The sequence below is a fragment of the Halorubrum xinjiangense genome (genome assembly GCF_900102375.1).
Lineage (GTDB): Archaea > Halobacteriota > Halobacteria > Halobacteriales > Haloferacaceae > Halorubrum > Halorubrum xinjiangense.
Genome location: NZ_FNBO01000003.1, coordinates 167768 through 188235, shown reverse-complemented (window position 1 = coordinate 188235; position 20468 = coordinate 167768). Strand labels below are relative to the sequence as shown.

Below are 20468 nucleotides of genomic sequence, written 5' to 3'. Positions count from 1 at the left end.
CGCGCGCCGAGCGGCGGCCGAACGGAGCCCGAGCGCCGCCGCGCGCGACCCCGTATGGAAGGGGTTTTATGCGACCCGGGGGAAGTGTGCGCCACTATGGGAGACAAGTCGAAGGCTCAAAAGAAGCGTCTGGCGAAGGCCGAGCGCCAGAACACCCGCGTCCCCGCGTGGGTCATGATGAAGACGGACATGAACGTGACGCGAAACCCCAAGCGGCGCAACTGGCGCCGGAACGACCTGGACGAGTAGATGTCGACGAACGACTTCGAGGAGCGCGTCGTCACTGTCCCGCTCCGCGACGCGAAGGACAAGCCCGTCCAGCAGCGCGCCGACTACGCCATGAAGATCACCCGTCAGCACCTCGCGAAGCACTTCTCCGTGGACGAGGACGACGTGATCATCGACGGCTCCGTCAACGAGGCCGTCTGGGAGAACGGGCGACAGAACCCGCCCAGCACGGTTCGGGTCCGCGCGGCTCGGTTCGTCGAGGACGGCGAGCCGGTCGTCGAGGCCGAACACGCAGAGTAACGTGTTACGGGCGACCTTCACCGGCTCGTCGTACGTGGGCGTGTTCGCCCGCGCCGTCGACGACCTCCTGCTGGTCCGGCCGGACGTCGACGAGAGCCTCGCCGAGGACCTCGGAGCGGAACTCGGCGCCCAGCCGCTGCTGACGACAGTCGGAAGGTCCAACACGGTCGGCGCGCTCGCGACGGGCAACGAGAACGGCGTGCTCGTCTCCTCGCGCGCGACCGAGCGCGAGAAGGACCGCATCGCCGACACGGCCGATACCACGGTGCGCGAGCTCCCGGGCGAGATCAACGCCGCCGGCAACGTCGTCCTCGCGAACGACTACGGCGCCTACGTCCACCCGGACCTCTCCCGGGAGTCGATCCAGGCGGTCAAAGACGCGCTCGACGTCCCCGTGACCCGGGGCGACCTCGGCGACGTCCGGACCGTCGGCACCGCGGCGGTCGCCAACAACACGGGCGTGCTCTGTCACCCCCAGTCGACCGAGTCGGAGCTTCAGGCCGTCGAGGAGGCACTCGACGTCCGCGCCGACCTCGGCACCGTCAACTACGGCGCGCCGCTCGTCGGTTCCGGCCTCGTCGCCACCGACGAGGGGTACGTCGTCGGCGAGGACACGACCGGGCCCGAACTCGGTCGGATCGAAGAGACGCTCGCCTTCATCGACTAACCAGTCCTCGCGTTCCCGTCTCCGTTTCCGCCACACTCCCACATTTAAGAGCCGCAGCGGAGTTGCGGACGGTATGCCCGCCATCGAGTGCCGCGATCTCTCCAAATACTACGGCGACGTCCGCGGGGTCGAAGACGTCTCGTTCACCGTCGAGGACGGTGAGGTGTTCGGCTTCCTCGGGCCGAACGGCGCCGGGAAGACGACCGCTATCCGCACGCTGTTGGGGTTCCTCTCGCCGACGAGCGGCGGCGCGACGCTGCTCGGTCACGACGCGACCGACCCGGTCGAGTCGCGCCGCGCCCGCGAGCGGATCGGGTACCTCCCCGGCGACCCGGGGCTCGACCGCGACCGCACCGCGAAGGCCTTTCTCGATCACCAGGCGGCGCTCCGCGGCGCGGTGAGCCGCGACGAACTCGTCGAGCGGTTCGGACTCGACGAGTCGCGCCGCATCGCCGACCTCTCGCGCGGGAACCGGCAGAAGGTGGCGCTGGTGGCCGCGTTCATGCACGACCCGGACCTCTTGTTGCTCGACGAGCCGACCTCCGGGCTCGACCCGCTGCTTCAAGAGGAGTTCGCCGGTCTCGTGCGCGAGCGCCTCGACGACGGAGCGAGCGTCCTGCTCTCCTCGCACGTCCTCGGCGAGGTGGCCGCCCTCTGCGATCGCGTGGGCGTCCTCCGGGAGGGCCACCTCGTCGCGGTCGAGTCCGTCTCGGACCTCCGCTCGCGGGGCGGCAAGCGGGTCCGCGTCCGCGTCGCGGAGGACGTCGACCGGACCGACTTCGAGGTCCGCGGGACCATGAACCTGCGCGTCGGGGAGACCGTCTCGTTCACGTGGACCGGCGGGTACGACGCCCTGATCGACCTGCTCGGCGGGTACACCGTGCTGGACCTCGACGTCGTCGACGCGCCGCTCGAAGAGGCGTTCATGACGTTCTACGACGGCGACGTGCCGGGGCCGACTCGAGGCGGAGGCGGCGGCGCGACGCACGACGGAGGCGGCGCGACACGCGACGGAGGCGGCGGGGGACACGGCGGTGACGCGGGACGAGACGCGACCGCCGAGTCGGAGGGTGACGCCCGATGAGCGACCGCCGGACGCCGTGGCTCGCGATCGCGCGATACGACGCCGCCGGCCGGGCCCGCGGCTCGTTGGTCGTGACGGGGCTGCTCTCGGCGTTCCTGCTCCTCTTCTTAGCGTTCTACCCGTCGCTGTCGACCGCAGGTATCGACCTCGACGCGTACGTCGAGGCGTTTCCGCCCGCGTTCCGGGAAGCGTTCGGGATCATCGCCATCTCCTCCATCGAGGGGTTCCTCGCGGTAGAGTTCTACCAGTTCGCGTGGCTGCTCTTAGTCGGCCTCTACCTCGCGTACCTCGCCGGGGAGACGGTCGCCGGCGACGTCGCCTCCGGCCGGATGGATCTCACGCTGTCGGCGCCGGTCGCGCGCCGCGACGTCGTCATCGGGCGGTTCCTCGGGCTCGTCCCGCTCGTCGCCCTGCTGAACCTCGTCTTGCCGGTCGTCGCGTACGTCGGCGTCGTCGCCGTGGGGGAGACGATCGCGGTCGAACGGCTCGTCGCGGTCCACGCGCTCGCGGTGCCGTACCACCTGACGTGCGTCGCGGTCGGGATCGCCGTCTCGACGCTCGTCTCGCGGCCGGGAATCGCCCAGCGGGTCGCGCTCGGCGCGCTGTTCGCGCTGTTCATGTTCGAGTCCGTCGTCGCGAGTACCGACTACGCGACGACCGGAGACCTCTGTCCGACGGCGCACTACGACCCCTCCGCGGTCCTCGTGCTGGGCGAGTACGACCTCGCGGGCGCGGCGGTTCTGCTCGCGGCGACGACCGTCCTCGTCGCGCTCGCCGTCGTCCGGTTTCGGCGCGCGGATCTCTCCGGGTGAGCCCGGCTCTCGGGATCGCTCCGCCGGGTCTCGGGAATGCTTTGCTGTCCCTCGGGACCGTTCCGCCCTCTCCCGACTCCGCTCCGCCCCGACCGCGGCGGCGGCGTCGCCTGTCCCTTTTTAGGAAGATACTTCCCTGTCCCTGCCGGATCGGGGAACATGAGTACCTACACGGTGAGTGGACGGTTCCAGAGCCGAGACGGCGACCAGCCGTTCACGAAGGACGTCGAGGCGGAAAACGAGGACCTCGCCCGCGAGCGCATCTACACCACGGTCGGGAGCCAGCACAACCGCAAGCGCACCCAGATCGACATCGAGGAGGTGTCCGAGGAATGATGGGCGGCGGACAACAGCAGCTCCAGCAGCTCTCTCAGGAGCTGCAGGCGCTCGACGAGGAGATCGAGACCCTCGAAGCCGAAATCGCCGACTACCGCGAGGAGAAGGCGGACATCGACGACGCGGTCGAAGCCATCGAGACGCTCGAAACGGGCGCGACCGTTCAGGTCCCGCTCGGCGGCGGCGCCTACCTCCGCGCGGAGGTCCAGGACATCGACGAGGTCATCGTCTCGCTCGGCGGCAACTACTCCGCGGAGCAGGAGCAGGACGACGCCATCGACGTCCTCCGGCGCAAGCAGGAGGCGCTCGACGACCGCATCGAGGAGACGCAAGAAGAGGTCGAGGAGCTCGAGTCCGAGAGCGACGAGCTCGAACAGCAGGCCCAGCAGATGCAACAGCAGATGCAACAACAGCAGATGCAGCAGATGCAGCAGTCGCAGGACGAAGAGGAGTAAGACGAGGACTCGACCGTGTTCGACGGACTGAAAGACAAGCTCTCCGGCTTCCGCGAGGACGTCGAGGAGTCGACCGAGGCCGAGGAGGAGCCCCCCGACGACGAGACGGCCGCCGAGAGCGGCGCAGCCGCGAGCGACGCTTCGGCCGAAGGCGTCGGCGACACGACCGACGCCGCTGCGGTCGAGAGCGACTCCGCGGAGGCGGCCGCGGACGACGACTCGGCGTCGAGCGACGACGAGCCGAGCACGTTCCAGCGCGCGAAGGCGTTCGCGACCGGCCGGATCATCATCGAGGAGGAGGACTTAGAGGAGCCGCTGTGGAACCTCGAGATGGCGCTCCTCGAAAGCGACGTGGAGATGAGCGTCGCCGAGCAGATCCTCGATAGCGTCCGCGAGAGCATGCTCGGCGAGTCGCGCAAGCAGGTCGAGACGACCGGTGAGCTCGTCGAGTCGGCGCTTCACGATGCCCTCCTCGACGTGATCGCGGTCGGCCAGTTCGACTTCGAACAGCGGATCGCCGAGGCCGACAAGCCGGTCACCATCGTCTTCACCGGCGTCAACGGCGTTGGGAAGACGACGAGCATCGCGAAGCTCTCGGAGTGGCTCGCCGACCGCGGCTACTCTTCCGTCCTCGCGAACGGCGACACGTACCGTGCGGGCGCCAACGAGCAGATCCGCGAGCACGCCGACCGGCTCGGCCGCGACCTGATAAGCCACGACCAGGGCGGCGACCCGGCGGCGGTCATCTACGACGGCGTCGAGTACGCGGCGGCGAATGACATCGACGTCGTCCTCGGCGACACGGCGGGCCGCCTCCACACGAGCGACGACCTGATGGCCCAGCTGGAGAAGATTGATCGGGTCGTCGACCCGGACATGACCCTCTTCGTCGACGAGGCGGTCGCGGGGCAAGACGCCGTCAACCGCGCGAAGGAGTTCGACGACGCCGCCGCGATCGACGGCGCAATCTTGACGAAGGCCGACGCCGACTCCTCGGGCGGCGCCGCCATCTCCGTCGCGTACGTCACCGGCAAGCCGATCCTCTTCCTCGGCACCGGGCAGGGGTACGACGACATCACGCTGTTCGACCCCGAGGACCTCGTCGAGAGTCTGATCGACGAGGAGTGACCGCGGCTTCGGTTTTCCCCGCCTGCGCTCACCGCGTCCCGGAGCGCCAGCCCTCGAAGGCGGCGCTCGCGGGGTGGTAGTCGGGCTCGACGCCCGGCGGCTCCGGCGAGACCGGCTCCCCCTCGGTCCCCGCCGGCGGGAGCTTCTCGTACCAGAGCCCGGCCGGACCGCGGTACGCGTCGGCGGCGTCGACGAACCGGTCGCGCCACTCGCGGAAGCGCCGGCGCGCGGCGTCGTCGCCCCGCTGGCTCGCCCGCTCCGCGAGCGCCGCGGCCGCGCCGATCCCCTCCGCGACCGCCCACCCGTACCGGTCCCCGACGATCACGCTCCCGTCTGCCTCGACCGTGTACGCGAATCCGCGGTCGGTCCAGCCGCGGTCGACGGCGGCGTCGAACAGCGCGACCGCGCGCTCGTACCAGTCTCCGGAGCCGGGGACCGACTCGCGGTCCGCGGGTGATGCCGCGTCGTACCGGTCCAGCAGCGCGCAGAGCTTCGCCCACTCGACGTGGTGGCCGGGCTGGTACCCGGGCGGGCGGAACCGGTGGCCCGGCTCGTCGGCGTTGTACGCGAAGTCGTGGCTCCACTCCGCGTCGTAGTGCTCCCAGAGCAGACCGTCGGTCTCGGCGCCGAGGTCGACGGTTATCCGCTCCGCGATCCGCCGCGCGCGGTTGAGGTGTTCCCCGTCGCCCGTCGCCTCGTAGGAGGCGAGGTAGGCCTCGCAGGCGTGCATGTTGGCGTTCTGTCCGCGGTACGGCTCGCGCTCGGACCAGTCCGGGGCGCAGTCGCTCCGCAGGCAGCCGGTGCCGTCGTGAAACCGCTCCGCGAGGAGGTCGACGGTCGCGTCCAGTCCCGCGGCCGCGCCGTCGACGTCGACGGCGGCCGCCCGCGCGTACGCGAGCAGGACGAACGCGTGGCCGTACGCCGAGCGCGTGCGGTCGACCGGCGAGCCGTCGGCGTCGACGATGAGGTGGAATCCCTCGCTTCGGTCGGTCGCGTCGGGGCGGTGGGCCGACTCGAGGAACGCGACCCCGTGTTCCGCCGCCTCGAGACACCAGTCGGGCCCGTCGGCGACGGCGCCGGCCGCGAAGTTCGCGATCGACCGACAGGTGGCCACGAGGTGCCGGCTGTCGCCCGCGTACGGCTCCCCGCTCTCCGGGTCCAGCAGCCGGAATCCCCCGGCGCGGTCGAGCGCGTCGGGAAACTGGAGCCGGAGCGTCGTGAGGAGTCGCCCCCGGAAGGCGTGGGGATCGGTTCGAGTCACGCGTCGACGTACGCGCCGCGCGAGTGAAAGCCCCGACGCCTCACCGCCGCGCTCTGCGGGTCGAGCGCCGCCGACACGCTAATCGTCGCCGGTGCGAACGGTCGGGTCCCCGCGCTCGCCGCCGTGAGCCGCTACCGACGACGACTCCGCTCGGTCCACGATCCGCGCCGCGACGGCCACCGATACGACGCCGAGCGCGACGCCTGCGACGACGTCGGACAGCCAGTGGATCCCGAGGTACATCGTCGAGAACACCACGGCGGCCGCGACCGCGGCGGCGACCGGCGTCCACCGCGGATGCGTCCGTCGCGAGCGCCACGCGACGGCGACGACGGCCACCGACAGGGAGGTGTGGAGCGACGGGAACACGTTCGTGTTCGACGCCACCGCCGCCGTGAGGTCCTGCGTCTGCGGGTACGCCCGGTACATCAGCCCGGAAACCGTCTCCAAGTGGTTCCGCGGCCCGTACGAGATGAAGAGGGTGTAACAGACGGTCCCCACCGCGTAGTTCAGCATGTACGCGACGAGCAGCTCCTTCAGGTGCCGTCGACCCTGCCCCGGCGAGAGGAAGTACGTCACCGGGGCCGCGACGAGGAGGAACGCGAACCCGATCATGTAGCTCACGGTGAAGAACTCCAGCGTCGCCTCCGGAGTCAGGTCCTGAAGCGCGGCCACGAACCCGCCCTCGAGGGCGTACAGCGCGTCGGTGATGTCCCAGTCGAGCGCCCGCGAGAGCCGCAGGCGGTACCCCTGGGTGAGCTGTTTGGCCGCGAGCAGCGCGAGCGCCGGCCCGAGGTAGGGGGCGACCTCGCGGACGCGGTCGTCGACGTCGGTCATCGCACGGGACACCTGTCGCGGGCCGACACAGAGGAGGGCTGTGACCGCCGTGCCGGCGACCACTGAGAGGCCGGTGGCGGCGGTCACTTCGAGGAGCGCCATCGTCGGGTCCACACCGTCACGACACATGAGTGACACGGTGTCGGAGCGAACCGGTCGCCGTTCGAAACGAACCGGTCACCAGCCGGTATCGACGTCGCGGGCGCGAACGACCGGTAATGCGGCGTTACTCGCGGCAGAGCCGGATACGGCCTCCATAACAAACCCCGCGAGCGCCGTCCGAGCACACGCAATGAAACGAACTGACATCTCCGAAGCGGACGAGGGAAAGCGGGTCGTCAACTCTGAGGGAAAGAAGATCGGGATCGTGAAAGCGGTGAAAAACGGGCGAGCGTACGTCGATCCGTCTCCCGGAATCACCGGCGCCATTCGCTCGCGGCTCGGATGGGGGGACGCTGACGAGGACGATTACGAGCTCGAACCCAGCCGTATCGCCGATGTCAGCGACGAGGAGGTCCGCCTCAAACCGTGATCGACGCGCTCGCCGCGCTCGGAAACGCAGCGGCTGACGGAGGCACCGAGACCGGACTGTCCCAGCGATCCGACAGACTATCGACTCACCACAGCTCATGACCACATCTCACCCCGCTAACGACCTCGTCTCGACCCTGAACGACGGCGGCGTGGCGCTGGGCGTGCTCGATAACGCGTACAGCCCGACGCTCGTGGAGTACTACGGCGAACTCGGCGTCGACTTCGTCTGGCTGGACTTCGAACACGGCGGCCCGGACCCGTGGCACGGGCCCCGGTTGGCGGACCTGCTCCGCGCGGCGGAACGGACCGACGTTGAACTGCTCGTCCGCCTCCCCGACACGGATCCGACGCTCGTCCGGAAGGCCCTCGACCTCGGCGTGAGAAACGTCTTTCTGCCCCGCGTTGAGACCGCAGACGAGGTCCGGACGGCGGTTCGATCCGCCCGGTTCCGCTACGACGACGGCCCCGGCGATCGCGGGCTGGCGTCTCCCCGGGCCAGCCGTTGGGGCCTCGCCGACGACTACGTCGCCACCGAAGACCGGGAGACGTGCGTCGGAGTCACCATCGAAACGGCGGCGTCCGTCGAGAACCTCGACGAGATCCTGTCCGTCCCGGAGTTGGGGTTCGTCTTCGTCGGTCCGTTCGACCTTTCCGTCTCGCTCGGCCACCCCGGCGAGATTGACCACCCGGACGTTCAGGAGGCCGTCGAGATGACCCGATCGAAAGCCGTCGAGGCGGGCGTCCCCGTCGGCGGCCTCGGATTCGGCATGGACGACGTCAACGAGAAGGCGGCGAACGGGTATCAGATCCTGAACCTCGGGAGCACGACGGCGGCACTCGAAGGGGCCGTCACCGGCTGGCTCGACGATTACGAGGAAGAAGGCGAGTAGCTCAAACTCTCCGCTGTTCCGAGAATCAGTACCCGACCCACGGGAGGGCCGCCGCACCGATATTAGTATAGCGAAATAAGATTTATCTGTTGGACTTCGAGCAGACTTCCGTTGCTATGCGAGCGACAGAAATCCGTGTCACTCGACGACTCACACCGATAGCCGGTACACGTTCGCCTCGTACACCTCCCGCACCTGATCTCCCCAGTTGTGGGTGTACGTGTCGATCACGTCGTCGGCGACGTCGCCGCGGAGGTACTTCACCACGCCCCGGTCACCCGTCCGATCGCGGAGGTGCGTCGTGAAGAAGTGCCGGAAGTAGTGGGGCGTGACGTTCTCGTCGGCGCCGCCGCCGGTCCGATACCACCCCTCCTCACGGGCGTGCCGCTCGACGACGTGTCTGACCGCCTGCGGGCGGAGCCGCTCGCCCCACCCCTCCGCGGTGCCGACGAACAGCGGCTCCGCGGGCGACGGCGAGTCTGGTCGCACCGCGAGCCACGCCTTCAGCGCCCGACGGAGCTCGTCGTCGACCGGGATCACCGTCCCCCGTTTCCGCTTGTTCGCGGCCGTCCGCACCTCGCCGTTCAGCTCCTCGCCGACGGTCGCCTCGGCGGTCACGAATATCGAGTCCGGTCGCTCGGACAGCGCCGGGCGCCCCCCGAGCGAGTACGCCGCTTCGAGGTCCGGATCGGTGACAGACAGGTCGCGTAAATCGAGGTTACAGAGCTCACCGACCCGCATTCCGGTCTTCAGGAGGGTGACCACGAGCGCGCGGTGGAGCGGGTGGCGGATCCCGGCGACGAACGACCGCATCGCCGGGATAGAGACGTCGCGACGAGCGGGGTCCTTATCGACGGTCTCGTCCATCTCCTCCATCACCAGCGTCATCGGGTTGCTGTCGAAGACGCCCACCTCCGTCATATACCCGTAAAAACGGTGGAGGTAAGCGGCGTACGTCGCCACCGTGCTGTCGGCGACGTCGCCCCGCATCGAGTGGACGAACGACATACAGTCGCGGTGGGTCGCGGACTCCGGCTCGGATTCGTCGAGAAACCCCTCGAACCGTCGGAGGACGCGCTCGTAGGCCGCTCTGGTTCGTTGCGTCTTTCCGTGGTAGGTGAGGTCCTCGAGGAAGTAGCCGACTGGGTCGTCCGGATCAGGGGCCGCGCGGGTGCTACTCATCGGTCAACACGTACCCTCCGTCTCGGCCGCTGTATCGAATCCGGTTGCGCTCTTGGAGGTCGTCGAGGGTCGCCTCCAGTTCGTCCTCTACGTCGCCGACCACCGCCTCGACGAGTTCGTCCCACGAGCAGGGGCCGGATTCGAGAGCCGTCCGGACGCCCTTTTCGAGGTCGTGACCCCGGGGGTCAGCGGTCTCAGAAGCGGGTTCCTCGGGTCCCGTCGAGTCCGTCGGCGCGAACCCCCTGCGTCCGGCCTGAACCATCGTCCTGACGAACTCGCTCAGCGACATGTCGAGTTCGTCGGCGTGGTCGCGCCAGACGTCTTTTTGTTCCGTCGGCACGTACGTCTTCACCGACTGTCGATCGCCTTCCATCGTTCTCGGACGACGCTTCTCGCGCCCGCGACTTCAATCTATCCTAGATTTACGCATAAGTGACTTTATCTCGGAGAGTGGTACCCTATATCTGTCGGCGTGAATAACATATCCCAAATTCTAGTTCCGTATATTGCGCTCTCGGGGTACAAAATTCCGGATATCTCTTTTTGATAGAATACCCCACCGAAACGCCTCCCGAGGTGAAACGCTGGGATCGCCACGGGCCAGGTCAGCCACCATCAGCCGTGTGTTCGGAGTACGACCCGCGGCCGACCGTTATCGGCAGCAGTTCGAAACGGCTCGTGTAGGTGTCGGCCCGTTCGACCGGTCCCCGGTACTCGTGAGAAGTCGAGGCCGCGCGTCGGGGCTTACCCGCGTCCAGATTTGTACACGTATATTCCATACCGCTATACGATACGGGAGGTCAGACGCGGATCTCCGAGTCGGCCGCCTCGCGTTCGAGCGCCCGAAGGACGCGAGAGACGCGATCGTCCGTCTCGGCCGCGTTACGCATCAGAACCGTCTCGCTGGGGAAGAGGTGTTCGCCCACGGAGAGGCCGTTCTCGCGCGCCGTGGAGCCGGTGACGGTGAGGTACACGCCGAGTCCGACCCGGGCGATCGCGGCCTCCTCCTCCTCGTCCGCCTCAGGGTAGACGAACTCGACGCCATCGAGCGCGTCGGTCCCCAACACCGCGGTGACGAGGCGCTCGTACCGCGGCGAGATACACAGCGGCCCTTCGTAGTCGGCGAGGTACGCACGGTCGAACGTCGTGTTCGGCGCCCGGCGGTCCTCGCGCCCCATCAGGGTGTGATACACCGTGTCTCCGAGGCCGGTCACGACGCGCACGTCGGTGTCGACTGGGTCGATGCGGTCGTTGATGTCCGAGATGTTGCCGAGCCCCGAGTCCCTGATCCCGACGACCTCCTCTAAGACGAGGTCGGCGGAGTCGAAGCCGAGCGCGAACTCGTGGGTCCGGAGCGCGCGGAACGGCTCCTCGCGGCCGACGAGTTTGACCGTCACGTCGCCCAGATCGACCGTTGCGGCGTCGAAGACGATCCGCCGGGGCTTCCCGTTCCGGTCGTCGCGCAACAGCGTGAACTCCGGCTCGGCGGGCGTCGCCGGGTCGGAGTACTCGGCGAGCCGCTCGTAGGGGCCGGCGTCGGCGTCGACGGACCCCTTCGTGACGGCCTTCTCGTACCGGAGCGTGTTGCTCACCCCGTCCGCGAGCCGGTCGAGGCGGTCGTCGTCCGCGACGGCCGCGATCCGCTCTAAGACCGCTTCGAGCGGTCGTCCCTTGCGGGGGACGGCGACCGGAACCGGATCTGTCATTGACCGATCTGCGGTCGGGCGCGTAAAACGGGTTGCGTTTTTGAACCGGACCGACAGGGACCGGCGGAATCGTACTGAAGCGGCCGCACGGCGTCGAAAACAGCGGAATTAGGGACCGAAGGCCTCGTTGAGGCGAGAGCGGAACTCGTCGAGCTCCTCGAGGTGGTCGTTGATCTCGTCTAACTCGGCGGCGACGTCGTCGAGGTCCTCTCCGAGCCGGTCCTCGATGTCGGTGAGCCGCGAGTCGACCTCGGCGAGGTCGTCCCACAGGTCGTCGAACTCCTCGTCGAAGCGGTCGAGCCCGGACTCCACGTCGTCGACGCGCGCCGCGGCGTTGGCGGCGCGGTCCTCGGCGTCCTGGGCCTGTTCCTCGGCGTTCTCCGCGCGCTCGGCCGCCCTGTCGACCTCCTCGTACAGCGTCTCGACGTCGTCGCCCAGGTCGTCGACCGCGTTCTCGACCGCAGTGGCCTGCCCCTCGACGCGGTCGACGTCGGCCGCGAGGTCGTCGATGTCGGTCTCGACGTCCGAAACGGCGTCTCGAACCGATTCGACGCTCTCGTCGACGGACGCGACCTCCTCGTCGACCGCCCGAACGTCCGCTTCCACGCCACGCACGTCGCCTTCGACCGCCTCGACGTCGCTCTCGACGGCGTCCACGCGCTCGTCGACCTCTTCGACCGCGTCGGCGGCGTCGTCGACCGCGGAGTCGACGCGGGCGACGTTCGATTCGATCGCCTCGCGCTCGTCGTCCGCGTGGTCGAGGCGGCCGTCGAGGGCCTCGACCTCGGACTCGACGGCGTCGACGCGCTCGTCGATCCCGTCGAGGATCTCCCTCGCCGTCCCCTCGTCGTCGATGAACTCCGCGAGCGCGTCGGCGTACGCCTCGATGTCGGCCACGCTCGACTGGAGGCGAGCGATCCGCACGTCGACGCTCCGTGGCACGCCGCCCTCGAACGCCTCCTCGATGGCCGCGACGTCCTCCTCGTCGGCCGCGCCGGAGCGGATCTCGGCCGCCAGCGCCGCCGCGAGGCCGCCCTCTCCGGGCAGCGTTACGGCCTCGTCGCTCGCATCGCGCTCGGCCGTTTCCGTCTCGTCGGCAGGTTCCGCGGCGGCCTCTGGCCGTTCGGGCTCGGCCTCCGGTTCGGCGTCGGTCTCCGCTTCCGTCGCGGCCCCGATCGGCTCCCCCTCGTGCGCGGTCACGGCGGCCGTGCCCTCGTCGACCGCACGCGGCTCGGGAGGCGTAGGTCCGTCGTCACGTTCCGCCTCGTCGACGTCCGGTTCACCGGCGGCTTCCGATTCGTCGTCAGCCTCCGTTGCTTCGGCGGGTTCCGCGTCTGTCTCCTCGGTCGTGACCGGCTCGACGGGTTCTTCTGCCGGGTCTTCGGGCAACAGCTCGTCGTCTTCCGCCATTCCGGGGAGCGTCGCGCGGTCGCCGGAGAGCACCTCTCGTACCGCGTCCGTGTCGCCGGCGCCGAGGACGTCTTCGATCTCCTCGCCGACGGGGACGTGTTCGATCACCGGCGTCCCGAGGAACCCGTCGAGGTCGGGGTCGTCGTCGCGGATCCCGAACACCGTCTCGACGCTCTCGTCGGGGTCGATCACGCGTTCGAACTCCACGCGGTGGTCCTTGTACGCCGTCCAGTTCTCGCTCTCGTACTCCGGGTGAAACCCCACCCGATCCATCGGGAACGACTCCGGGATCCGGTCGACGATACGCACCCGTACGGGGTCCTCGCGGTGCGAGGAGAGGGTGTACATCACCGCGGGCACGGGGAACGCGTCGTCCGTGAAGGATTTCTCGACGCGGATGCCGTCCTCGTCGACGGTCGTGGCCGCCTCAGCCGTCCGTTCGCTCATACCCGCACGTCCCGGAGCAGGGGCTTAAATTCCACGGGCCGGGTTTCGTGGTTGATAACCGAAACGCCGCGAAAACGGCCGCTCGACTCCCGTTTACAGGTCGATCCGGTCGCCGATCTCGACGATCTCCAGCCGGTTCGGCGACTCGTAGCTCCGCACGTGGTCGTGGAGCGCCGTCGGGTCGGCGGTCAACCCCTTCCACATGTCCCAGTGGGTCGGCACCAGCCGGTCGAGTCCGAGGTCGTTCGCCGCCGTCGCGACCTCGTTTTCGTCGCTGTACCACTTCGTCTGGACCGGTTCGCCCGTCTCCTTGTCGGGAATCGTGCCCTCGGAACCGAACGCGAGGATGCCGAGGTCGATGTCGAACCGCTCCGCGAGCCCGGTGAAGGACGGCGAGGGCTTGCTGTCGCCGGCGTGGAACACCGTGCCCGCCTCGTGTTCGATCACGTAGCCGACGGGGTGGGTGGCGTCGGCGTCGCGCGTCTCGACGACGTGAACGGTGAACTCGCCGATCCGCAGCTCGTCGCCCTCTGTCACCTCCGTGAAGGCGGCCTCGCTCACCGCGTACTCGTCGGTCCACGCCTCCTCCTCGCGCGCGACCGCGAGCGAGTCGTCGGGCGCGACGAGGTCGGCGTCGGTGTTCTCCAGGATCGGCGCCTGCGAGGGACCGTGGACGTGGTCCGTGTGCTCGTGGGTGGCCAACACGGCGTCCGCGGTCTCGACGTCGGCCGGATCGAAGGGGATCGGAACCATCCGAACCGTCCGGGGCGGGTCGCCCGTGCCGACGTACGGATCGATCCAGAGGACGGTCCCCTCGCTTCCCTTGACCGCGAAGCCGTTACAGCCCAGGTACCACAGCGCAACCGTGTCGGGGTCGGCGGCCGCGACCGCGCGCGGCAGCCAGTCGCCCCAGTCGGAGTCGACCATGGGCGTCGATGCGGCGGCGGCGGGGGTAATTTTTCCGGAGTTCGCCGGATCGGCGGTTAATTTTGTCGGGAACTCTCCGACGAATTGCTGTCGTGGGCGCAACGTGTAAATCGCATCTCGCTATATCAAAAACCTCGATCTTCATGAGCATAAGTTCGAGACGTTCGTCTCGTACAAGGCGACGTGGCGGGAGATCCCAACGGATACCGGAGACGCTTCTCACAATTCGAAGACGTGTTCATGCTGTGGTGAGCGGGGCAGTCGTCAAGGACGGCGGTTCTGGTATCCGAACGATGGGTGTGACGTGGTACAAGACCACACTGACCGGAACGCCTCGGTGAACATCGCGTGGCGCGAGAAGGTGAAACTCGACGATAACAATACGAATTACCGGACTCACAAAACCCAACCGCAGGTTCGGTTGGTGCGTCTGTCCGGGTCGGGGCGTGTAATCCGTCCACCCTCATCCCGCTCGCTTGCCGAGCAGGGAATGCTACGCACGGCTGAGGAAATTAGAAAGCCTCGGGCCACCGCGCCCGAGGTTGTTTACCGTGAGTTCGAGCCGATCCAAGCACATCTCGATCTGATCGTCGATCGGTTCAGATCCCCGTACTGCCCCGTTGATCTCCGAGAGAATACCTTGGAAGAGGACCAAGTCCGACGCACCGGTCCGCATGCGAATGCGCCGACGTCGATAACGACGGCGTACTGGCGTTTGCTCTCTTCGCTCAGCAACTCGTCAATCGATATCTCGTTTTTACGGTCCGTCTGGTCGTCTTTGGCCGCCCTCTCCTCGAGAGACAATTTAGCGTATTTTTAAATATAACGGTTCTTCGGGTCCCACTGTATCGTGAGCGATGCGAACCGCTCGGGCTGGGGTGTAACTACTGCTCAACTTTCACCCGAGAGAGTGTCTAAGAAGTTTTAGCGTCTTGGTTTACCGCGCACCGACTCGTTCGCTCGGCTCTATGAGAGGGGTGCGCCGACGCGGTTCATTTGAACATAATATCCACCTGATCTCGCTCGCGAGACGTCTGAACAGTACACCAAATGAGTTAAGTTATATCGAGTTATATCGATATGTATGTCGATACTCGACCGACTGCTCGGAGGCGAGTCGAACAACGACGAGAGCTGCTGTGACATGCAGATAGAGGAGGTAGACGCGGACGAAGGGGAGGCGGACGCGCCGGATGAGCGCGCCGACCGCGCGGAGGACTGATCGATAATGTCGCAGGAACCGAACGCGGCGGCTCAAGCGGGCTCCGAATCCGCGAGCGGGACGCTCCGACGGATGGGGGATGGCGTCTGCTGTGACGGGCCGTTCCCGGAGACTCGACGGGCGGACGACGCGGTCGTCGAGGCGGAGCTGTCGGCGTTTAAAGCGTTAGCCAACGAGAAGCGACTCGCGGTCGTCCACGCGCTTCGAGAGGGCGAACTCTGTGCCTGCGAGTTGGAGACAGTACTCGACGCGCCCCAGTCGACGGTCGCGTCGCACCTGCGAAAGCTTCGCGACGCCGGCATCGTCAACACGCGAAAGGAGGGGAAGTGGACGTACTACCGGATCGCGGACACGGCGAGCCTCCAGCTGCTCGACCTGGCCGCGGCGCTGGGTGAGGATCGATGATCCCGACGGGAACCGAAGCGGCGCTGCTCGACTCGTGGGACTACTTCCTCCATCTCGCGATGGTCCTCACACCGCTGTTTATCGGGGCGTCGTTCCTCGTGGGGCTCGCACAGGAGTACCTCCCGCCGGAGCGCGTCGAGGAGATGCTGCGCGCACGCGACCACGGCAGCGGGAACGTCCTCGCGGCAGGCCTCGGGGCGGTGACGCCGTTCTGCTCGTGTTCGACCGTCCCCGTCTTGGCTGGCCTGTTGGGTGCCGGCGCGCCGACGGGCATGGCCTTCTCGTTCCTGCTCGCCTCCCCGATCGTCAACTGGATCGCCGTGTTCCTGCTGTTCGGGCTGTTCGGAACCGGCGTGACCGTCGCGTACGTGACGACCGCGCTGCTCGCGGCGATCGTCGCGGGGCTGGTCATCGGCACGCTCGATCTCGACGGCTATATCAAAGACGTCCGGATCACTGCGGGCGGCCGCGAGATCGCGACCGACGGCGGCGCCCCCGCATCGGACGCCTCCAAGGCGGCCGACGCCGGCGGCTGTAGCGAGTGTAGCACTGCGGCGTCGAACCGAACCCACAGGGAACGCGTGACTGCAGCCGGGGAAGGTGCGCTCTCCTTCTTCCGCGACACGCTCCCGTACATCGCGGTCGGGATCGCGATCGGCGCGCTGATCCACGGCGCCGTGCCGGCGGAGTTCCTCCAGCGGATTGCCGGGCCGGGGAACCCGCTCGCGACGCCGATCGCCGCGCTCGCGGGCGCGCCGATCTACGTGAGCATCAGCGGAATGTTGCCGATCGCGCATTCGCTCACCGAGGCGGGGATCCCGATCGGAACGGTGATCGCGTTCGTCATCGGCGGCGCGGGGATCAGCATCCCGAACCTGATCCTCCTGAACAAGCTGTTCGAGCGCCGACTGCTCGCGATCTACGCCACGACGGTCGTGACGATCGGTATCACGATCGGCGTGCTGTTCAACACCGTCTTCGCCGGCCTGCTCTGAGCCGGGGCCGCTTTTTCACAGCGACCGCGACCCGTCGAGCGCGACGAGGACCGCGTTCGCGCGCGGCGTGGCGCGGTACATCCGCCACTTCCCTTCCTTCCGGCGCGTGACGAGGCCGGCGTCGGTGAGCTGCGAGAGGGCGTGGCTGATCGCGCTGTCGCTCACGTCCAAGAGCGGCGAGAGCTCGCAGACGCACAGTTCCTCGTCGTCGGCCGCGTGAAGCATCCGGACGATCTTGTATCGGGTCTCGTTGCCGAGCGCCGACAGCAGCTCGATGTCGGTCTCCAGGTCGGACCCGCCAACGCTCTCGTTCAGTTCTTCCAGCTCCGCTAACCGGTCGGCGAGATCTTCGTCTGTACAGGAGCCGCACTCATCGGCGACGTACCGCTGTAACCGCTCGGTGGATGACATACACACAATTGAAACGACGTGTGATTAAGCGTTATGGACCGATACGCATCTAACGTCAGGGTTTGCTTTGTAATTCATTATATCCTCAATTGGGAGATGCGGCTAACTGTAACTCTTCTAATTGACAGAGAAGGCGTATGTCGATCTCATGGCCGTGTTTGAAGACAGTAAAACGCTGTTTGACGCGTTTTCGGTGATCAGGCCTATCGAAGGATTTATAATCATATGAGGGTTCGTTCAAGTGTACTGATCGCACGGAAACTCGGTGATACCCTCCGTTGCGAACGATCGCTCAGATGATCGACGACAATCTGACCTCACCATGACCGAACTCACCCTGTACGAAGAAGCGATGTGTTGCTCCACCGGCGTCTGCGGTCCCGATCCCGACGACGAACTCGTCGAGGTCAGCGCGGCGCTCGACCAGCTCGAAGACGCGTTCGACGACCTCGAAGTCAACCGAGCAAACATGCAGCACAACATCGACCAGTTCCTCGAAACGCAGCGGATCTACGACCGCGTTCAGGAGGACGGTCCGTCGATCCTCCCGATCACGGTCGTCGACGACGAGATTGTCGCCGAGGGCGAGTACCTCTCGTACGACGAACTGACCGCGGCCGTCGACGGCAACGCCGCGCCACAGGAGGCCTAACGAATGGCCCAATCACAGTCGACGGCGACGAGCGCGCGTGACGTCGTCGAACCGAGTAGCGACGAGACGGAGTTCGTCTTCTTCAGTGGGAAGGGCGGCGTCGGCAAGAGCACGGTGAGCTGTGCGACCGCGACGTGGCTCGCCGACAACGACTACGAGACGCTGCTGGTGACCACCGACCCCGCGCCGAACCTCTCGGATATCTTCGGGCAAGCCATCGGCCACGAGGTCACAGCGATCGACGGGATCGAGAACCTCTCGGCGATCGAGATCGACCCGGACACCGCCGCCGAGGAGTACCGCCAGGAGACGATCGAGCCGATGCGCGAACTGCTCGGTGAAGAGGAGATCCAGACGGTCGAAGAGCAGCTCAACAGCCCCTGCGTCGAGGAGATCGCCGCCTTCGACAACTTCGTCGACTTCATGGACAGCCCCGAGTACGACGTCGTGGTGTTCGATACGGCGCCGACGGGCCACACCATCCGGCTGATGGAGCTTCCCTCCGACTGGAACGCCGAACTCGAGAAGGGCGGCTCGACCTGTATCGGGCCGGCCGCCTCGATGGAGGACAAAAAACAGGATTACGAGCGCGCGATCGACACGCTCCAAGACGACGAGCGCACTTCCTTCGCCTTCGTCGGCAAGCCGGAGGACTCCTCGATCGACGAGATCGAACGCAGCGCGAGCGACCTCGGCGACCTCGGGATCGAGTCGCAGCTGTTGATCCTCAACGGCTATCTCCCAGAGTCGGTGTGTGAGGATCCCTTCTTCGATGGGAAGCGTGCTGACGAGCAGGCTGTCATCGAGCGCGCCCGCGAGGAGTTCGACGCCGACGCGACGGCGACGTACCCGCTCCAGCCCGGCGAGATCGCCGGCCTCGACCTGCTCGCGGACGTTGGCGGGGTCCTCTACGACGGCAGAGAAGCGACCGTCGACGTCGGGACCGCGACTGATGTCGATGCTGACGGCGCGGCCGAGTTCGATTCGATGACGGACCGTGACGCGGTCGTCGATCAGCTGACGCCGGGCGAGGAGACGCAGTACCTCTTTTTCACCGGGAAGGGCGGCGTCGGCAAGAGCACGGTCGCCTCGACGGCAGCGACGAAGCTCGCCGAGGCGGGCCACGAGACGCTTGTCGTCACGACAGATCCGGCCGCGCACTTAGAGGACATCTTCGGCGAGCCCGTGGGCCACGAACCTACCTCGGTCGGCCAGGAGAACCTCGACGCGGCGCGGATCGACCAGGAGAAAGCGCTTGCGGAGTACCGCGAGCAGGTCCTCGACCACGTCACCGAGATGTACGAGGACAAAGAAGACACCCAGATCGACGTGGACGCCGCGATCGCGAACGTCGAGGAGGAGCTGGAGTCGCCCTGTGCCGAGGAGATGGCCGCCTTGGAGAAGTTCGTGAGCTACTTCGACGAGGACGGCTACGACGTCGTCGTCTTCGACACGGCACCCACGGGTCACACCCTCCGCTTGCTCGAACTCCCCTCCGACTGGAAGGGGTTCATGGACCTCGGCTCGCTGACGAAGGGGGCCGCGCCCGCGAAGGGCGACCAGTACGACGAGGTCATCGAGACGATGAAAGATCCCGAACGGAGCACATTCGCGTTCGTGATGTACCCCGAGTACACCCCGATGATGGAGGCGTACCGGGCTGCCGCCGACCTCGAAGACCAGGTCGGCATCAAGACCTCGCTGGTCGTCGCCAACTACCTCCTCCCCGAGGAGTACGGCGACAACGCCTTCTTCGCGAACCGCCGCGCCCAGCAGGCCCAGTACCTCGAGGAGATCCGTGACCGGTTCGACGCGCCACTGATGTCGGCGCCGCTCCGGCAGGACGAACCGATCGGGCTCGACGAACTCAGCGCCTTCGGCGAGGAGATCACCGGGCTGGCGGACATTGTCGAGGCGGACGCACCGGAGGTGACGCCCTCGTGAGCGACGCACAGGACGTAGAAGCTGCGGCCGAGGAGAGCGTGGGCGTGTCCGATGAGGAAGACGTAGAAGCCGACGTCGAGGCGGCGCTCCGCGAGTTCCTCGACACACTCGGCGAGTCTGAGACGTATCAGCAGTTCGTCGCGGCCGACGAGGCGTTACAGAACGATGACGACGCGATGGCGCTGCTCCGCGAGTACCAGCGAAAGCAACAGCAGATGCAGCGTGGTGGCTTCGACGAGTCGGTGATGGCCGAGCTGAAGCAACTCCAGACCGAGATGTCGAACAACGAGACAATCCAGCGTCAGCAGACCGCCCAGGCCGATCTGATAGAACTCCTCCAGCGAACGAACGACGCCATCAGCGACGAGATCGGCGAGGAGTTCGCGCGGTCCACCGGAGGTGGGTGCTGTTGAGCGCTTCCGATCAGGACGCCGGTGAGGACGGATTCACGGACGACGAGGTTGTCGCGGCCGCCGAGTCGCTCGGCGAGGAGCTCGCGGCGGCGAAAGAGTGCTCCTCGGAGTTCACGTTCACCACCATGGTGATGCAGTGTAACGAGGCGATCGGCGACGAGACCGGAATCGATTACGGGAGCGTCTGCGGCGCCGACGACGACGGCTGCTGTTAGCGGAGAT

Annotated in this window: 25 protein-coding genes and 1 pseudogene; 18 read left to right on the top strand and 8 right to left on the bottom strand. The window is 67.1% G+C overall.

Annotation, left to right across the window (positions count from 1 at the left end; translation table 11 throughout):
• The first annotated feature begins 96 nt into the window (after positions 1-96).
• The 8 genes from F3H13_RS05510 to ftsY all read left to right on the top strand — a co-directional run bounded on the left by F3H13_RS05510 (position 97) and on the right by ftsY (position 5010).
• Positions 97-249, top strand: a complete 153-nt coding sequence (locus F3H13_RS05510; protein WP_004050128.1) for a 50S ribosomal protein L39e — start codon at positions 97-99, stop codon at positions 247-249.
• A complete protein-coding gene (locus F3H13_RS05505) occupies positions 250-528 on the top strand; it encodes a 50S ribosomal protein L31e (protein ID WP_149798045.1) in 279 nt (92 codons plus the stop codon). It abuts the gene before it with no gap.
• Position 529: 1 nt separating this feature from the next.
• Positions 530-1195, top strand: coding sequence for a translation initiation factor IF-6 (locus F3H13_RS05500; RefSeq protein ID WP_149798044.1), 666 nt, complete (start codon positions 530-532; stop codon positions 1193-1195).
• Between the two features lie 73 nt (positions 1196-1268).
• On the top strand, positions 1269-2279 hold the full coding sequence (locus tag F3H13_RS05495) for an ABC transporter ATP-binding protein (protein ID WP_223174378.1): 1011 nt from the start codon (positions 1269-1271) through the stop codon (positions 2277-2279).
• Positions 2276-3091, top strand: coding sequence for an ABC transporter permease subunit (locus F3H13_RS05490; protein ID WP_149798043.1), 816 nt, complete (start codon positions 2276-2278; stop codon positions 3089-3091). The genes F3H13_RS05495 and F3H13_RS05490 overlap by 4 nt, the downstream gene beginning before the upstream one ends.
• Before the next feature lie 159 nt (positions 3092-3250).
• The gene (gene rpl18a, locus F3H13_RS05485; RefSeq protein ID WP_017343293.1) at positions 3251-3427 is read left to right on the top strand and encodes a 50S ribosomal protein L18Ae; all 177 of its coding nucleotides are present in this window, start codon (positions 3251-3253) and stop codon (positions 3425-3427) included.
• Positions 3427-3882 carry a prefoldin subunit alpha gene (gene pfdA / locus F3H13_RS05480; RefSeq protein ID WP_149798118.1) on the top strand — a complete coding sequence of 152 codons (456 nt, stop codon included), beginning with the start codon at positions 3427-3429 and terminating at the stop codon, positions 3880-3882. The genes rpl18a and pfdA overlap by 1 nt, the downstream gene beginning before the upstream one ends.
• A 15-nt stretch (positions 3883-3897) precedes the next feature.
• Positions 3898-5010 carry a signal recognition particle-docking protein FtsY gene (ftsY, locus tag F3H13_RS05475; protein ID WP_149798042.1) on the top strand — a complete coding sequence of 371 codons (1113 nt, stop codon included), beginning with the start codon at positions 3898-3900 and terminating at the stop codon, positions 5008-5010.
• A gap of 28 nt (positions 5011-5038) precedes the next feature.
• Here ftsY and F3H13_RS05470 read toward each other — a convergent pair whose 3' ends face one another.
• Together F3H13_RS05470 and F3H13_RS05465 are read right to left on the bottom strand one after the other, a co-directional pair.
• Positions 5039-6271, bottom strand: coding sequence for an AGE family epimerase/isomerase (locus tag F3H13_RS05470; RefSeq protein WP_149798041.1), 1233 nt, complete (start codon positions 6269-6271; stop codon positions 5039-5041).
• 78 nt (positions 6272-6349) lie between these two features.
• Complete coding sequence (locus F3H13_RS05465) at positions 6350-7210, bottom strand: phosphatase PAP2 family protein (protein WP_149798040.1); 861 nt, start codon at positions 7208-7210, stop codon at positions 6350-6352.
• Positions 7211-7400: 190 nt separating this feature from the next.
• Here F3H13_RS05465 and F3H13_RS05460 point away from each other — a divergent pair, with 190 nt between their 5' ends.
• Together F3H13_RS05460 and F3H13_RS05455 are read left to right on the top strand one after the other, a co-directional pair.
• Positions 7401-7640, top strand: coding sequence for a PRC-barrel domain containing protein (locus F3H13_RS05460; RefSeq protein ID WP_149798039.1), 240 nt, complete (start codon positions 7401-7403; stop codon positions 7638-7640).
• Positions 7641-7737: 97 nt separating this feature from the next.
• Entirely contained in the window at positions 7738-8532 is a 795-nt protein-coding gene (locus F3H13_RS05455; protein ID WP_149798038.1) for an HpcH/HpaI aldolase family protein, read from the top strand.
• A gap of 150 nt (positions 8533-8682) precedes the next feature.
• Here the strand turns inward: F3H13_RS05455 and F3H13_RS05450 are convergent, their stop codons facing one another.
• The 5 genes from F3H13_RS05450 to F3H13_RS05430 all read right to left on the bottom strand — a co-directional run bounded on the left by F3H13_RS05450 (position 8683) and on the right by F3H13_RS05430 (position 14204).
• Positions 8683-9714, bottom strand: a complete 1032-nt coding sequence (locus tag F3H13_RS05450; RefSeq protein ID WP_149798037.1) for a tyrosine-type recombinase/integrase — start codon at positions 9712-9714, stop codon at positions 8683-8685.
• The gene (locus F3H13_RS05445; protein WP_149798036.1) at positions 9707-10087 is read right to left on the bottom strand and encodes a DUF5805 domain-containing protein; all 381 of its coding nucleotides are present in this window, start codon (positions 10085-10087) and stop codon (positions 9707-9709) included. Before F3H13_RS05445 ends, F3H13_RS05450 begins: the two co-directional genes overlap by 8 nt.
• Positions 10088-10514: 427 nt before the next feature.
• Positions 10515-11420, bottom strand: coding sequence for a hypothetical protein (locus F3H13_RS05440; RefSeq protein WP_149798035.1), 906 nt, complete (start codon positions 11418-11420; stop codon positions 10515-10517).
• Between the two features lie 108 nt (positions 11421-11528).
• Complete coding sequence (locus tag F3H13_RS05435; RefSeq protein WP_149798034.1) at positions 11529-13277, bottom strand: alanine-zipper protein; 1749 nt, start codon at positions 13275-13277, stop codon at positions 11529-11531.
• A 93-nt stretch (positions 13278-13370) separates the two neighbouring features.
• Complete coding sequence (locus tag F3H13_RS05430; protein ID WP_149798033.1) at positions 13371-14204, bottom strand: MBL fold metallo-hydrolase; 834 nt, start codon at positions 14202-14204, stop codon at positions 13371-13373.
• 148 nt (positions 14205-14352) lie between these two features.
• Here F3H13_RS05430 and F3H13_RS16635 point away from each other — a divergent pair.
• The 4 genes and pseudogenes from F3H13_RS16635 to F3H13_RS05410 form a co-directional block, all read left to right on the top strand.
• Positions 14353-14700: pseudogene (locus F3H13_RS16635) on the top strand (zinc ribbon domain-containing protein); the annotation flags it as partial.
• A 588-nt stretch (positions 14701-15288) separates the two neighbouring features.
• The gene (locus F3H13_RS16130) at positions 15289-15426 is read left to right on the top strand and encodes a hypothetical protein (protein WP_188128005.1); all 138 of its coding nucleotides are present in this window, start codon (positions 15289-15291) and stop codon (positions 15424-15426) included.
• Positions 15427-15432: 6 nt separating this feature from the next.
• Positions 15433-15831 (top strand): ArsR/SmtB family transcription factor, encoded by a 399-nt coding sequence (locus F3H13_RS05415; protein ID WP_149798032.1) that lies wholly within the window; start codon positions 15433-15435, stop codon positions 15829-15831.
• Entirely contained in the window at positions 15828-16826 is a 999-nt protein-coding gene (locus F3H13_RS05410; RefSeq protein ID WP_149798031.1) for a permease, read from the top strand. The genes F3H13_RS05415 and F3H13_RS05410 overlap by 4 nt, the downstream gene beginning before the upstream one ends.
• A gap of 15 nt (positions 16827-16841) precedes the next feature.
• Here F3H13_RS05410 and F3H13_RS05405 read toward each other — a convergent pair whose 3' ends face one another.
• Positions 16842-17237: an ArsR/SmtB family transcription factor gene (locus F3H13_RS05405; RefSeq protein WP_004595752.1), complete on the bottom strand. Its 396-nt coding sequence runs from the start codon at positions 17235-17237 to the stop codon at positions 16842-16844.
• A gap of 322 nt (positions 17238-17559) precedes the next feature.
• On the opposite strand from F3H13_RS05405, the gene arsD reads away from it, so the two are divergent.
• The 4 genes from arsD to hcsS are packed head-to-tail and all read left to right on the top strand — an operon-like array spanning position 17560 to position 20461.
• Positions 17560-17889: an arsenite efflux transporter metallochaperone ArsD gene (gene arsD, locus F3H13_RS05400; RefSeq protein ID WP_149798030.1), complete on the top strand. Its 330-nt coding sequence runs from the start codon at positions 17560-17562 to the stop codon at positions 17887-17889.
• 3 nt (positions 17890-17892) lie between these two features.
• Entirely contained in the window at positions 17893-19833 is a 1941-nt protein-coding gene (gene arsA, locus F3H13_RS05395; protein ID WP_149798029.1) for an arsenical pump-driving ATPase, read from the top strand.
• Entirely contained in the window at positions 19830-20246 is a 417-nt protein-coding gene (gene hcsL, locus F3H13_RS05390; RefSeq protein ID WP_149798028.1) for a halo-CC-star protein HcsL, read from the top strand. The genes arsA and hcsL overlap by 4 nt, the downstream gene beginning before the upstream one ends.
• Positions 20237-20461 carry a halo-CC-star protein HcsS gene (gene hcsS / locus F3H13_RS05385; RefSeq protein WP_149798027.1) on the top strand — a complete coding sequence of 75 codons (225 nt, stop codon included), beginning with the start codon at positions 20237-20239 and terminating at the stop codon, positions 20459-20461. The genes hcsL and hcsS overlap by 10 nt, the downstream gene beginning before the upstream one ends.
• The last annotated feature ends 7 nt before the right edge of the window (positions 20462-20468 follow it).